The sequence below is a fragment of the Sphingobium sp. D43FB genome, assembly GCF_002312805.1.
Lineage (GTDB): Bacteria > Pseudomonadota > Alphaproteobacteria > Sphingomonadales > Sphingomonadaceae > Sphingobium.
In genome coordinates this window covers 1-14801 of sequence record NZ_NMUA01000013.1, presented here as the reverse complement: position 1 = coordinate 14801, position 14801 = coordinate 1, and the positions used below count along the sequence as shown (strand labels likewise).

Genomic DNA, 14801 nt, shown 5'->3' with positions numbered 1-14801 from the left:
ATTGACTGGATTCTCGTTTGTTCATGCCGCTGATCTTCATCTTGATAGCCCCCTACTTGGATTAGCGGGAAAATCGGCTGACTTTGCAGCGCGCGTAGAAGCAGCGTCCCGCGAAGCGTTTGACAATCTCATCGCGCTTGCGATTGATGAAGGCTGTCGATTTGTTCTGTTGGCCGGTGACATTTTTGATGGAGATTTACGTAATTTCCAGACGGGGCTCTACTTTATGGCGGGCATGCGACGGCTCGACGAAGCGGGGATTTCTGTCTTCATGGTGTTGGGGAACCATGATTCAGCCAATCGCTTTGCCGACAAGCTGTCCCTTTCGGGCAATGTCCATGTCTTTCCAAAGACCAAGGCCGCCACACATCGTCTGGAGGATGTCGGGGTCGCAATCCACGGTCGCAGCTTCCCCCGTCCGGATGTCTCCGAAGATCTGGCACGCGAATATCCGGCAGCAACCCAGGCGCTGTTCAACATCGGCGTTCTCCATACGGCATGTGCGGGCAGCGAAGGTCATCACGCTCGTTATGCGCCCTGCACGCCCGAGCAGCTCACCAATCATGGCTACGACTATTGGGCGCTTGGCCATGTCCACGCCCATGCCGTGCTCGGCGAGCACCCGCACATCGTCTATCCCGGCAATCTTCAGGGCCGACACCCACGAGAGACGGGTCCCAAGGGGGCGGTTCTGGTCAAAGTCAATGACGGCAAGGTCACCAGTCTCGAGCATCGCGCGCTCGATGTGGTGCGCTGGGCATCGATCACAGTTGATGTGTCAGGAACGAGCGAACACAGGGAATTACTGGATGTCATTCGCGGACATATTGCACAAAGCGCAGAGCAGGCCGACGGACGGCCTATCGCCCTTCGCCTGACGGTAATTGGAACGACACCGCTCCATTCCAGATTGATCCTCGAGCGCACCGTCTTCCGCGAGGACGTGGAAACATTGCTGGCAACGCTCTCGGATGATGTGTGGCTCGAAAAGCTGAGGCTGGATACCGAACATCCGGCGGCCCTCGGCATGGTCGATCCGACGGTGGCTGGAAGGCTTGATCAGGAGGTAGTCCGCCTAAGCCAGGACGGCGCGATTGCACAAGTGCTCGAAGCGCGTCTTGCCGATATTCGGACAAAACTGCCCGCTGGCGCGCATGCCGATGCCTTTATCGAGCAGATGCGTGCTGAGATCCCCGAACGCGCGGCGGCCCTTGCGCGCAGTCTAGTTAGCGAGGCTGGTCATGCGCCTGACTGAACTCGGCCTCGAGAAATATGGCGGCTTCGCCAGTCGCGAGCTCACCATTCCGGAAACGGCGGGCCTCACGGTGGTGTACGGTGCCAATGAGGCGGGCAAGAGTACCTGTCTCGAGGCGATCAGCGACTTTCTGTTCTCGATCCCCAAGAATACTCAGCGCGGCAGCTTGTTCGGATATGATGGCATGCGCGTCGGGACTTCGATGCTGATGGCTGATGGCAGCACCCTGACGCTCAAGCGCCGCAAGGGCAACGGCAAGACACTGGCTGACCTGTCCGGCACGGCGCTAGATGACACCGCTCTTGCGCCGGTGCTGGGTGCCATCACACGAGAGCGGTTCGAAACGCTCTTCGGTCTGAACCACGAAACCTTGCGCAACGGCGGGGAGCGATTGCTTCACGCCGATGGCGACATCGGGCGTCTGATCGTCGAAGCAGGCGGCGGCTTGCGCACGCTGGTATCTCGCCTCGAAGGTATCAACGGCGAAGCGGACAAGCTCTTCGATACGAGGCGGTCGGTAAATCGTGTTTTCTACCAGCAGCTGACGGCATTCGAGGCAGCCGAAAAGACGGCACGCGGCGCGCAACTCACCCGGGAAACCTTTGAGCAGACGCGTAAGGCATCGCTCGCAGCCGGGGGAAAGCTCGAGGCCCTACGCACCGAGCGGCGCAGCCTTGGTGCATCAACGTCCCGGCTGGAGCGCGTCCTACGCGTCGCGCCGCACTTGCGCCAGCTGGCCAACCTTATTCTGGATCTGGTCGGCTATGATGATGTCGCGCCCTTTCCGGATGATTTCGCGGTAAGGATGCGGAATGCTCTGGACCAGCGCAACGGGGCTGAAAAGCGGCTCGAGGGCGCGATAGAGCGGCGGAACCGCCTGAAGGCGCGGCTTGATGCGCTAGTGGTAAACCCAGGTCTCAAAGCCTCCGAACAGAGGGTGCGTGATCTGGCCGAACGCGCCATTCACGTCAGCAAAGCCCGCTCCGATCGTGCCAATCGTCAGCGGGAAATTGACGATGGTGAGGCTCAACTGGCGGCACTGCGCCGCATGCTTGGCCTGCCGGCCGATGCGAACCTTGCCCAATTGATTCCGGACCAGTCTGCCCTCAATCTTGTGCGCTCGCTTGCCGATGAGATGATGGAGCGCCGTCCCAGCCTTGCCTCTGCCAGAACGCGCCTTGGCGAAATCGCGGATACACTTGCCGAGATTGACAATCGTTTGAAGGCGGCACGCCTGGCAGGGCATGATGCTCTGCCAGAGGCGTCATCATCGACCTTTGCCAGCCTCGCTTCCCAGAAGTCGGCACACCAGGCACGTCAGAAGTCGCTGGATACTGACAGCGCAACATTGACCGGACGGCTCAAAGCGCTTGGCTTCGATACCGTTGACGGGCTTGCTGCCCTGCCATGCCCCTGCGTTGACGACATTCGCAGTGAGCAGGCCGCGCGCGAAACATTGACCTCGCAAATCGAGGATCAAGCTAAGCTACAGCGACAGGCCGAGCGCGAGATTTCAGCCGGTGAGGCAGAGATTGGCGCGCTTCAGGCATCCGGGACCATTGCGAGTGATGTATCACTTGCCGAGGCGCGCACCCTGCGCGCCGATGCCTGGAGGCCGATAAAATCGGCATATGTCGCGGGCCAGCTGCCCGATGACGGCACTGCTCGCCTAGCTCTTGCTGACGGTCTGGAAACGGCAATCCTGTCTGCAGACGAACTTGCCGATCGCCGCGCCGCAGAGGCAGAGCGGGCTGCATCGCTTGCACTCACCTTGCGGCGGGTCGCGGAGGCAAGGGCAGCGGTCAAGACGGCAGAGGCTGAGGCGGCCGCGCTTGTCGCGCAGACGGAAGTGCGCATCGCGCAATGGCGGAACAGTTTTCCCCAGGTTCTGGTCAAGCACCCAGAACTGGCGTCTCTGCTCCAATTTGGCCAAGCACGGCAACTGGTGCTGGATGAATCAGAACGCTTGCGGATTTCGGCCAATGCGCTGGCTTTGGAGGAGGCCCAGCTTGCGCCGACCGTTGAGTTGCTCGAACGGATCGAACAGAACCGAAAGCTCGATACCACATTGTCATTCGCGGCCCGGGTCGGCGCTGTGCAAAACGCCATCTCCCGGCACGAACATGCACATGCCGAATATACCAGGGACACACGGGACCGCCTCGACTCCGAACGGCAGCACAAGCTGGTTGAAGCGGAAGTGGAACGACTGTCGGACGCACAGGGTGCCTGGGACACAGCATGGCCTGCGGCAACAGGCGCGCTGGGGCTCAAACCCGACATTTCGCCGGTAGATGCCAACAGTGCGGTCACCGAATGGGTTGGCGCACGCGGTGTGCTTTCGGCAATAGGGCAGGCCCGCCAGCGGCTGAAGCGCATGGACGAAGACGAGGCGAGCCTTGCGAAGGATGTCCGCAGCGTCGCGACTGAACTCGCCATCGAGATCGGCGAAGACTGTGTGGTTGCAGCGCAGATGCTGCTGGCCCGGTTTACCGACAACGCAACAGCGCAAACCCAATATGATGGGGTACTGCCCGACTTTGAGGAAGCGAAGGTTGAGGCCGACCAAGCGGAAGAGGCCCTCGGCACTGCTCGCGAGGAGCTGGCTACCCTCGCTGCTTCGGCAAAACTTGATGGCGGCGATGATGGGGCCCTTCTGGACGCAGCATCACGGTGTGAATCACGCATGCGTTTGTGCGATGAGATCGCTCTTGCGGAACGCACCGCGACGGACGTGGGCGACAAGCTTGATCTTGCTGCATTGCGGGCGGAATGGAATGAACGCGACCTTGATGAGGTTCGCGCGGAACTGAACGAGCAGACATCGCGTGCTGCCGAGATCGAGAGCGAAATTGAGGCAGCCATTCTCGCCGAGAAGGCGGGAAAGGACAACCTTGCTGCCTATCTAAGCCAGAGCGAGGTTAATCACGCCGTTGCCGAACGCGAAGCGGCGGCAGCGCAGATGCATCTCGCCCTCGAACGCTATCTCGAGCTATCGGTTGCGCGCGAATTAGTAACTTCTGCCATGGCAACGATCCGCGCAGAACAGCAAGATCCGCTCATTGCGCGGGCAGGCGAACTGTTCAGAGCCACGACACTTGGTGAATTTGCCGGAATCGAGACCGATATCGATGAAAAAGGCCATCCGGTCGTGGTCGGACGGCGAGCCAATGGCGGTATTGCTGCGGTCGCTACCATGAGCGACGGCACACGCGACCAGCTTTTCCTCGCCTTCCGGCTGGCTAGCCTTGAGAATTATGCCGGTGCGACGGAGCCTTTGCCCTTCATCGCGGACGACATTCTGGTGCATTTCGATGATGAGCGCAGCCGGTCCACGCTCGAGTTGCTTGCTGAGTTCGGCAAGATCAATCAGGTGCTTCTGTTTACCCACCATCGTAGCGTCCGCGCCCTAGCGGAGCCGCTCGTTGCGGCTCAGCTGGCAAACATAATTGATTTGAACTGAGTTGCGTGAATTGGAACGGGCCTCAGCGCTTTGGCTACTACCGTTTCACTTAGGTGCCGGTGGTATCGCGGCTTCGAGGCCCTCAGTTTGGGGGCAGGTTTCCCACGATCACTTCTCAATGGCAATCAACAGGTAGGGTCAGGTAAGTCCCACTCATCGGCTTCCCAGGCAATGTCGGCAAACGCTGCGTTAGGCGATGTTCCGTAGCACACAGCATCTCCCCATCTGTCGGCGATCATGAGAACGCCTGTCGCGTACGACCTCGCCCTGATGCCGTTCAATCCAATTACGACTTTGCCAAAGCCGAAGACCCCCTCTTGAGCGGGTAAATCAGGCTGTTCACCGGGTTGTCGGAAACGAGCGCGGCAGATTGGGCTCGTGCGGCCGTCTGCCAGATAGACGCGTCGCGCACGGACAGCTTTCAGCTCATCCAGAAAGTGGGAAACAGCGAGATGATTGGCATATCCATTTCGCTTGGTGACCCCGCGCAACTTTTCTGGCGTTTCCCACCCGCCTTGATCCTCAGCGAGATAGTCAGCAAAAGCAGCCAAGGCGACACGACCGTAAAATGTTGGTAATTTCGTCACAAAACTAGTGGCCCCTCTGCTGGATCAGCCGAATTTCATGGCGACGCCAGATACGGTCAGGACTTTCGATGACGCCTCATAATGCACATCCTGTTTTCGGGCCTTTGCACAACTCACGATGACGGCGCGACCAAGAGTCGCTAATCTGTTCAAATCTGTGCTTTTGGCATCATCGATATGCTTATCGATCCATTCTTTCAGATTACCATATTCCGTTATTTTTTCCGTCAGGGCCGTAACCTGTTTTTGCGTCCCAGACATGGCTTCACCTTGGTGCCGGGAGTGATATCCAATGCAGTTCTGCACGATCCTCTCATATCGCTCATTGAAGGCAGTCGCCTTTTCATTTGCCATTGCGATACGCCTCTCGTGAGCTTCGACACGGGTTTGCCCGGCGACCTGCCGCTGCACCCAATAGGTGCCTTGGTTCATATTCTTCGGGCGGCCGCCTTTTAGATTAAATGGCATTCTCGCGTCCTCTCCCTACTTTTTATGCCGCATGATGCGCGCCGGCGCGCGAGCACTTCATTCGCTGGCGCGCGACAACAGGCCTGACAATGTCAGGCTCTCCATGACCTGGGTGTCCGCGAGCAAGATGTATCGCCAGGGTTTACCGTCCCCCTCAGTCGCGAAGCTGTTCGCATTGGCGACCCAGATCATCGCTGCCCGCTCCTTCTCCAGAACGATCGGATCGGTCAATTCGCGCTCAGCTTTGATTTCCACAATTAATTTGCAGTCATCGCATTCCACGACGAAGTCCGGCTCGTAACGCCGCCCGCGATCATATTCGATGTCGAATTGGCCACTGGCCGGACGCAGCCATTTGAGCACGGCAGGCATCCGGTCGCTGTCGACGATTGCGGCGAACCGGCGTTCAGGGTCGCTGTCAAACTTCTGAAACTGGTATGGGCATTTTTTGGAGCCGTAGAACAGGTAGCCGGGCGTAGACGACAGCGGGTTCGCTGCCTGTATAAGTGGCAATCGTTTCGCCAGGCTCACCCCCAACTGCTGTGGTTTTAATGCCTTAAAGGATCGGACCCGCCGCGCACGATATTCGGCGGGGGTCTCCCTGTAATGAGCGCGCATCTGCTCGAAGATGAAACGGGCCAGTGCCTTGCCATGCTCCAGCGCGACGGCATCAACCTCCTCCTGTGTGGAGAGGTAAGTGCGGAGCCTTTCTACCATCTGGCCTGATAGCTTGTAGAGAAGGTCGGCCTGGCTGTCGTAATCAACTTCCGGGAAATCCATCAGATGACGGAGGATATAGTTTTCTGTCCGCGTCTCGCGCGGCCCTTCCTGCGCGCGCGCCAACTCGCGCTGCACATCCGTCCGCAGATTGCGGATCAGGATGGTGTCGGAGCTGGGCTGAAAGCGGATCGTCTCCAGCCTGCTCAGGTCGAAGTCATCGAACCAGAAATTGACCTCACGGCTAGGCAGGACGACAATTTCGGGTATCTCGATGCTATTGTCGGCGACAGAAACGGCAATCTCAGCGACCAGCCGTTCAACGTCGGCAGTCGGCATGACCGTCTCGAAACTGCCCTGAGCTGCCTCCGTAGCCTTCCGCACGTCGCGGGCAATCTCCGCCTGCACTTCGGGCTTGCGAAGGTCGGCAAGCCCACCCGTCAGCGTCCGCTCATACTTATCGCGGATGAACAGCATCGTCGCGTCGGCATAGGCCACCTGCTCTGGCGTGGGCGGGGCATATGCGGCGCGCTCTTCGGCAACATGGCCGGGAAGCGCTAACTGCCAGCCGGTGAACACCGCTTCCGCTGCAGTGGGCATGGAGACGACTTCACGATGCTCCGGCGTAATGTCTCCGCCTTCGCCGATGGTCAGCGTTTTCATGGCGAGAATGGAGTCGGGCTTGCGCGCCTCCCGGATCACATCATCAAACCGGTCATGGGCGATGACGGTCAGCGTATCGACCATCTCGTTACCCGTCCGCGCGCCATAGGGCAGGCGCAGACCACGCCCCAATGTCTGTTCGGTGAGGATTTCCGATGCCGACGCGCGCAGCGGCACGATGGTGTAGAGGTTGGTGACGTCCCAGCCTTCTTTCAGCTTGTTGACGTGAATCACGATGTCGGTCTGCGCGTCATGCTCAAGGCTCACCAGCCGCGCCATCGCCTCGTTGCTCTCTTCGCCGGTCTGGTTGGAGTGAACCTCAATCACGCGCCCGCGATACGCGCTGCCAAAAAAGGCATCGCTTTCCAGATAGGCGTGCAAATCCTTCGCATGGGCGGTATCGCGCGCGACCACCAGCATGAACGGATGCACCACGGCGCGGCCCGTCTGCCGCGCATATAGCTCCAGCTCAACCTTGACCTGTTCGTGGTAGGTGACGCCGTCTTCAAGCATGATCCGCTCAAGCTGGGCATCGTCATAATCGGCGCGGCGGAAGTTCTCGCGTGTGGCGACGGCGGGTTCCTTGATATAGCCGTCCGCCATCGCCTGGCCGAGGCCATATTGGTAGATGACATTCTTGAAGTCCTTGGGGCTGGCTCCGACGGTCTTCGGCGTCGCGGTCAGTTCCAGACCCAGCTTGGGCTTCAGGTCATATACGGCGTTCGCGGCCGCCTTCGCCCGGTAGCGGTGTGCTTCGTCCATCAACATGACCAGGTCATCGAGACCCGCCAGATAATCGAAATAGCTCTCGCCCAGTGTCTCTCGGAAAGACCGAATGCGGCCCTTTTCCTTGTTGATCTTATCGACGTTAAAGATGTTGATGATAGCGTCGCCGATAAGCTGGCTACCGCGAATGCCGCGCCCTTCGTCCCATGTGTCGCCGGTGACGATTATCGGCGGGGTCTGGGCGAACTCAGCAACACCCCGGAATACATATTTGGGGGAAGATTGACGCGAGAAATCCTCGACCAGCTTGTCATAGATCGTTGTGTTGGGTGCGAGCAGGAAGAAGTTTTTGGAGCGGCCCGTCAGATACAGATAGGTGATGAACGCGCCCATCAACCGCGTCTTGCCGACGCCGGTTGCCAGCGCGAAGCACAGCGAGGGGAAGGCCCGCTCAAAACTTTCGACCGATGGATAAGCAGCGGCAATCTCCGCCAGCAGCGCGGCGCAATCGACCTCACCGCGCCAGTCGATCCGGTCGGCAATGTCGGTGAGGATGTTCAGCGCCTCTTCCTGCGGCTTGCGGAGCGAGAGGCGTTGCGCGACTTGGCGGCGGATGCGCTGGTTTTGCGTCAGCGTGACGGGAGCATCAGCCATCGGCTTGTCCCCCAGCATCGCTCACATCGAACAACGGCCCGGCACTTTCCGGCTTAGGCGCTTCCGGTTCGGGCAGGGCGGCGACATTCAACGAATAATCGTCCCGCCCCCATTCGCATTTGGTGAGGATGGTCGAGGGGATTTTGCGGCACGTGAGATTGGCGAAGCTGTCCAGATTGCCGCTGAATGCCTTGGCGCAGACCATTAACGTGCGATGCGGCCCGACTTCTTCGGCCAACAGGCGTAGCGCCTCATGCGTCAGGCTCTGCGTCGTGACATAGAGAAAGTCCGTCTCGCTCGACTGGCCGTGCCGCCAATATTCCGCCTCGTCCTGCGAGGGGGCATAGCTGAAGCCCAGATGCTTGCACATCGCCTCCGCCAGCATCGCCGCGTTATATTCGCGCGCAATCACCCAATTGCCCCAACGGTCCTTTTCGAGCAGCGAAGGTGCCAGAGTGTAATAGCGGAACCCGCCGCCGCCCTGCCAATCGACCGCCTTGGAAATGCCCCCCTGATCGCTGCCGTCGATCACCTTTTGCAAGCGCGGGACGATATGCGTGTCAGCATGGTCGCCAATCTCGACCATGATCCAGCGACGGCCCATTTTGTGGGCGACTGCACCCGTGGTGCCGGAACCTGCGAAGGAGTCGAGCACAATGTCGCCGGGGTTGGTTGCTACGTCGATAATCAGTTTGAGCAATTTTTCAGGTTTTGGAGTGTCAAATTTTTCCTGAATACCGGCATTCTCTGCAATAGCCTTTGCTTCCTTATTCGCCTCTCTGTTGTCTCCTGCTTCCTCGTATCCCCACCAAGACCAAGGAACCATTTTGTTATCCGACTCATCCCAAAACTTCTTTCGTTGAGCCATTCCATTGCCGTCCAGCCCAAAATAAATCCGATTATCCGCAAGAAGCTCCTCGAAGCGTTCCCTTGTCGTGCTCCAGCACCTACCCTTTGGAGGCCATAATGATCGCCCACCTGGAGTAATGATTTCATAAGTGAGATTGGGCCTTATATTCGGCGCATGAAATGGCACTGCCAGCCAATCCCCTCGTGGGTCATTGTCACGATTGGTGTAGGTAGCCCGTTGTTTTGCCCCTGAATCAAGCTTGTTGACCTCAAAGCCGTAAAATGACTTCGCGTAAACCAAGACGTGATCGTGAGCAGCGGAAACAGCGCGAGCGTCATTACGTCTGGTCAGTGTCTTTTGCCAAACTATGTTCGATACAAAGTTTCTGCGCCCAAAGACTTCATCGCATAAAACTTTGAGGTAATGAGCTTCGTTATCGTCAATTGTAATCCATAATGAACCGCTGTCGGAAAGCAGGCATCTTATCATTTCAAGCCGGTCGCGAATGAGACTTAGCCAAAGCGAGTGCTCCAGCCCGTCATCATAATGGGTGAAAGCCGATCCCGTGTTGTAGGGCGGATCAATGAAAACGCATTTCACCTTGCCCGCGTAATCCGCTTCCAGCGCCTTGAGCGCGAGCAGATTATCCCCCTTGATGAGCATATTGTCGAACACGTCGCCCTCACGGCGCGTCGCCGCGTGATAGCTCTTTTCGGGATGTTCGATCAGGATGCGCGGCTCCAGCTTGGGACGCTCCTCCTTACCGGGCCAGGTCAGTTCCAGCTTGGTTTTCTTACTCATCCGCTACCGTTTCTCTTCGCAATCCAACCCGCCCGCTCTTGGCGCGCGGCAATCAATGCCGTCTTCACGATTTTCATATCCCGACGCAATGCCGTTCGATCGCCGAAACGCAATGAGGCCGAACCTTCGCCAAGGGAGTAGGTGATGGTGGCGGCCCGCCTCTCCAAGCGCGAAATCTCTGTATCGACCCGTCGTATCTGGCGATCAGCGTCTACCCGAAATGCCAAAGATGGCTGAGGCCATGACAATGCGTGGGAAAATAGGTCGCGAGGAATGGGCGGGGCATTGCGAATGTCATCCACCATATCGGCCACCTCGTCCCGCTCAGGCCGGACGAACCAGTTCACCTGATAGGCAGGCCGGAACTCGATTTTTATCCGGCTTTGGGCAATCAGGTCACTCTCCGCCTGCTCCATCCGATGTCGGATCACAGCCCTGTCGGCGGTAAGTTGCGCTACAACAGCATCCTGCGCCTGCTCCAGTTCCACGATGGTTTCGTCGAAAAATCGCCGATGGCTTTCCGACACACCTAACAATCGACGCCTTCGCCGTATATCGGCGACGTGCTTATCAATGGAATCCACATCCCGCGCGGCTCGCCCCTCCAATATGGCGATCTCTTCAATCCCACGTGAATGCAGGCGCGAGAGGTGCATGTTGTTTTCGCGAAGCCAGCGACGCTTCAGTTCGCGCCCTTCCAGGCGAAGCAGTTCTTCCAATTCGTCGGGAGGGTAATCCGCGCATGGCATTGGGAATGAGCAGGCGCAGGCAAGCAGGTTAGGTGCCATGAAACTCGGCACTGGCTCCCCCCATTCATCACAGGCAACCACTACACTCGTCTCATGTTCATGCTGGCCACTCGTCAAACGAGCATCGGCCACCATCAGCCAACCAGACCGCGCCCGAAAGCGCTCAACATGCGTCCAAGGCCCGTCATAGCTGTTGAGGTCGAGTTCGAGGCAAACAGGAGCTTGTCCGAACTCCGCGAGCATGGGTTACGCCACCGTCCAGCGCAGGGTGAACATCTCTTCCAAGCGAGGCTCCTTGTTCAGTAAGTCAGAGAACGCATCAAGCTTCTCGCTTATCTCCTTGCCGATCTGCTTCTTGACCTCGAACTGGCTCATTTTCAGGTCGTCGCGCGTATCATTTTTCTTTTTGACTTCGCGCATCAACTCCACCTTTTCCTCCATGCTAAGGCTGGGAGAAAGCTTTTGCCGTTGCAAATCCTTCAGCTCGGCGTCGAGCGTGGCAATCTGGGACTCGATCTCGATTTCCATGTCGCGAGCGTAGCGGTTAAGCCGTTCATCCTCTTCGATCAGCCATTTGTAATTGTCCTGCTTCATCCGCTCGGAGAAGTGGCCAAACTCGTAATCCTGTAGCTGGGACAACCGGGCAGCGGGTATGTTCTCGGCCCGCCCACTGGATTGGGCCGGAGCCAGCATCATCTTGTCGCAGACCGGCGGGGGGGCCATCTCGCCCCCATCGGTTTCACCAACGACAATGATCTCTTCACGCTCCGCACCTGGCGTTGGCATCACCGCCTTGAATGCCCGAAGCCACCCCGATTGTCCTGTCAGTGCCACCACGCCGCCGAGCTGGCCGGGATAGGCATAGGCGGTTGGGTCGAAGGTAATCGTTTCCGCGCCTTCGCTCAGCACACGCGCCTTAGCCCGCTCGATCAGGTCATTACCAAGACCCTCATTAGCGCGAAAAAATTGCCAATCGTTTTCGTCCGCCAGCGGCCATTTTGTGGTCCACTGTTTTCCGTCCCACGCGAAATCCTCGCTGTCAGGACGCGGGAACACGGCGTCGGGCAATTCGGCTTTTGCCAGCATCAGCAGGCGTTGCTTGAAGTCCGGCACGATGATCGCCAGAGCCTCGTTGCGACGATGGAGCTTGGCGACAACATCGCCATCCATATTCTCCAGCACCTTCGCGCGGGCAGCTTCAAGGTCGGCAGTGATGCTATCCTGAATCCGAGCGGTCAGTTCATCAAACTCGCGATCTGCCTGCTCATCGGAACGGACCTTCTGCATGATCCGTAGCACTTCCTTTTCAAAGTCGATGCCATCGGTGAGGATACCCAGCACCTCATCGCTCGACCCGAATACGCCGTCGAACAGGTGTAGCTTTTTTTCCAGTAGTTCGTGGATGCGAGCTTCCGCCCGGTTCTTCATGTTGAGCATGTTTACGACGGTGACATCGACCAACTGCCCATAACGATGGCATCGGCCAATCCGCTGTTCGACGCGCTGGGGATTCCACGGCAGGTCATAGTTGATGAGAAGTGAACAGAATTGAAGGTTGATGCCCTCAGCGCCGCTTTCGGTGGCGATTAGGATCGTTTTCTCGTCGCTTTTGAAGGCTTCGACAATAGCTGCCTTCATGTCGGCTGTTTTCGAACCTGAAATACGGTCGGTTCCGGCGTGGCGCGCCTTCCATTCCGCATATACGGCGCGACTCTCATCGTCGTTGTTCGAGCCGTTCATGAGGACGATCTCGCCCCCGTACCCGTGGTCGGTGAGCAGTTGATTCAGATATTTCTGCGTTCTCACGCTTTCGGTGAAAATTACCGCCTTACGCTTACCGCCCTTAGCCCTGATCTCGTCCAGCACGCCGGGGAGATTGTGGACTAGTTTCTCGCCCTTGGCATTGATGCCGATTGACCGGGCAAGATCGCGCATCCCTTCAACCAAAGCTATCTCTGCCGCCAGCTTGACCGGATCAATTGGCTCCTCGCCGCCGTCCGCGCTGTCATCTTCAAACGCGTCGCGTTCCTCGTCAAAGTTGTCTTCGAAATCGTCTGTCATATCGGGCGCTGCGCGCTGCTTGGTGAGGAGCCGTTGCAGTAGCGTATCGAGGTAGCTGGCAACCGCGCGGGTCGATGACCCCAAGCTTTTACGAGCTTGAAGGACCACGAGTGCATTCGTCCGTCCACCATAGGCGATTGTGCCGGTATCTTGCAGGTAGGCCGAAAGCATCTCGTAAAGCGATGTTTCCTGGTCGTAGGGGTCAAATTTAAATGTGACGGCGTGGCGCTGGCGGAAGTTGATATGGCCAGCCTCCTGCACTTGACGCCGCAAAGTCCTATGGCAAATCGAGTTCAGGCGTTCGCGCAACATCTCCTGCGATGCCGGAGTAGAGGCTCCGGCATATTGTGTGCGGAAGGCATTTTCGCCGCCGAAATGCATGTCGTCTATCATCGACACAATGCCGTATAGTTCCATTAGAGAGTTCTGTAGGGGGGTGGCGGTCAACAAGATTTTGAACGCGCCATCGACTGCTTGCTTAAGCGCCTTTGCCCCCTTCGCGGTGTTTTTCCGATGGACATTGCGGAGACGGTGGGCTTCGTCAAAAACCACCAAGTCCCAACGGACCGCATGAATTTCGTCAGCCTTGCGGGCGGCGAACTCATAGGACGCGATAAGGATTCCGCCGCCAATCTCAAACGGGCGGACCTGCCCCCCCTTCTTCAGCTCGCTGTAAGTGCGGGCTTCGAGTATCTGGCTCCGTAGCGAAAATTTGTCGAACAACTCTTGTTGCCATTGCTTACGAAGCGATGCGGGCACGATAAGCAAAATACGCTTTTTCTGCTCCGCCCATTTTTGAGAAATGACCAGTCCAGCTTCGATCGTTTTCCCAAGGCCCACCTCATCGGCGAGCAATACCCCTTTCGCATAGGGAGCTTTCAACGCGAACAGTGCGGCGTCCACCTGGTGCGGGTTCATCTCCACACGGGCAGATGTCAACGATCGGGTAAAGGCATCTTCCGCTGTACCGGCAACCGTTAAGCGATGGGCGTGATAGTGGGCCTGGATAGGCAGATATTCTAGCATACACCCCCGTCAAAATTTGTGCCTCGACCACTTTAATCCAGTGGTGCCACGAATTAGTAAAGCGGGGTAACTGATTTGATAAGGGCACGAGAATATCTTTACCGGTCACATGTGTGTAGCCTTTTTTTTCTGACGCAGCCCATCACACTGTATAATCTCTTCGAAGTCGTGCTCCTGATGAAAACGCATCGGCCAGGCGCTGTAGGAAGGGCGGCAACGGCATTGAAGCGCAGCACGCCGAGGTCGGCACCATCACCTTACCTTCGTGCCAGCGGAGTTCACGACCCTAAGCGGTCAGCCCAAAATTTCAAAATTGAGTTGGCACCTGGCACGCACTTCCACAATGGCGCAGAAATTCGCAGGCGAACGGGCGTGTGCAGTGAGATCCCATTTCACGCAGCACCTCCGCGCCGCGTATTACTGCGCGAGCGCTTGCTGCGATTTCCTCGCGGCTGGCGAGATGGCTCTCTATTCGTCGAGTCACGTCGGCGTCAGTAAAGCATACCGCGTTATAATCGGGTCGCTTCCAATTCAGCGGCCTAGCGAGGTGACGAATGGTTGCCCGTGAAATGGTGAGACCGCAGCTGCGCATCACCCATACCTGAGTAGCAATGTCGGCGAGCTGATATTTTTTCAGCCGCGTGGAAGCTTTGACCCAACTTGAACAGTGCTTTTGGAAAAGGCATTTTTGTTCAATGACATGCACGCACCGGCGCGAGTGTTACCACTACATTTTTGGGTTTGGTTGAGCTTGCAGAGGCTTAGGTTCGCGGCGGCAGTT

8 protein-coding genes are annotated in these 14801 nt (G+C 57.8%); 2 read left to right on the top strand and 6 right to left on the bottom strand.

The annotated features are described in order from the left end of the window. Position 1: 1 nt before the first annotated feature. Complete coding sequence (locus SxD43FB_RS12535) at positions 2-1255, top strand: DNA repair exonuclease (RefSeq protein ID WP_096062479.1); 1254 nt, start codon at positions 2-4, stop codon at positions 1253-1255. After that, positions 1242-4718, top strand: a complete 3477-nt coding sequence (locus SxD43FB_RS12530; RefSeq protein WP_096062478.1) for a YhaN family protein — start codon at positions 1242-1244, stop codon at positions 4716-4718. The genes SxD43FB_RS12535 and SxD43FB_RS12530 overlap by 14 nt, the downstream gene beginning before the upstream one ends. Before the next feature lie 125 nt (positions 4719-4843). Here the strand turns inward: SxD43FB_RS12530 and SxD43FB_RS24785 are convergent, their stop codons facing one another. Genes SxD43FB_RS24785 through SxD43FB_RS12500 form a run of 6 tightly spaced genes read right to left on the bottom strand, consistent with a single transcriptional unit; the run spans position 4844 to position 14020 of the window. Next, complete coding sequence (locus tag SxD43FB_RS24785; protein WP_141249507.1) at positions 4844-5305, bottom strand: hypothetical protein; 462 nt, start codon at positions 5303-5305, stop codon at positions 4844-4846. 24 nt (positions 5306-5329) lie between these two features. Further along, positions 5330-5773 carry a hypothetical protein gene (locus SxD43FB_RS12520; RefSeq protein ID WP_141249506.1) on the bottom strand — a complete coding sequence of 148 codons (444 nt, stop codon included), beginning with the start codon at positions 5771-5773 and terminating at the stop codon, positions 5330-5332. 57 nt (positions 5774-5830) lie between these two features. Next, on the bottom strand, positions 5831-8533 hold the full coding sequence (locus SxD43FB_RS12515; protein ID WP_096062557.1) for a DEAD/DEAH box helicase family protein: 2703 nt from the start codon (positions 8531-8533) through the stop codon (positions 5831-5833). Further along, positions 8526-10184 (bottom strand): site-specific DNA-methyltransferase, encoded by a 1659-nt coding sequence (locus SxD43FB_RS12510; RefSeq protein ID WP_096062475.1) that lies wholly within the window; start codon positions 10182-10184, stop codon positions 8526-8528. The genes SxD43FB_RS12515 and SxD43FB_RS12510 overlap by 8 nt, the downstream gene beginning before the upstream one ends. Further along, the gene (locus tag SxD43FB_RS12505) at positions 10181-11176 is read right to left on the bottom strand and encodes a hypothetical protein (protein ID WP_096062474.1); all 996 of its coding nucleotides are present in this window, start codon (positions 11174-11176) and stop codon (positions 10181-10183) included. The genes SxD43FB_RS12510 and SxD43FB_RS12505 overlap by 4 nt, the downstream gene beginning before the upstream one ends. A gap of 3 nt (positions 11177-11179) precedes the next feature. Next, a complete protein-coding gene (locus SxD43FB_RS12500; RefSeq protein ID WP_255245711.1) occupies positions 11180-14020 on the bottom strand; it encodes an SNF2-related protein in 2841 nt (946 codons plus the stop codon). Between the last annotated feature and the right edge of the window lie 781 nt (positions 14021-14801).

Bases quoted from the DNA above. Each gene is read 5' to 3' on its own strand.
- SxD43FB_RS12530 (WP_096062478.1), top strand. From the start codon at position 1,242: ATGCGCCTGACTGAACTCGGCCTCGAGAAATATGGCGGCTTCGCCAGT.
- SxD43FB_RS12520 (WP_141249506.1), bottom strand. From the start codon at position 5,773: ATGCCATTTAATCTAAAAGGCGGCCGCCCGAAGAATATGAACCAAGGC.
- SxD43FB_RS12515 (WP_096062557.1), bottom strand. From the start codon at position 8,533: ATGGCTGATGCTCCCGTCACGCTGACGCAAAACCAGCGCATCCGCCGC.
- SxD43FB_RS12510 (WP_096062475.1), bottom strand. From the start codon at position 10,184: ATGAGTAAGAAAACCAAGCTGGAACTGACCTGGCCCGGTAAGGAGGAG.
- SxD43FB_RS12505 (WP_096062474.1), bottom strand. From the start codon at position 11,176: ATGCTCGCGGAGTTCGGACAAGCTCCTGTTTGCCTCGAACTCGACCTC.
- SxD43FB_RS12500 (WP_255245711.1), bottom strand. From the start codon at position 14,020: ATGCTAGAATATCTGCCTATCCAGGCCCACTATCACGCCCATCGCTTA.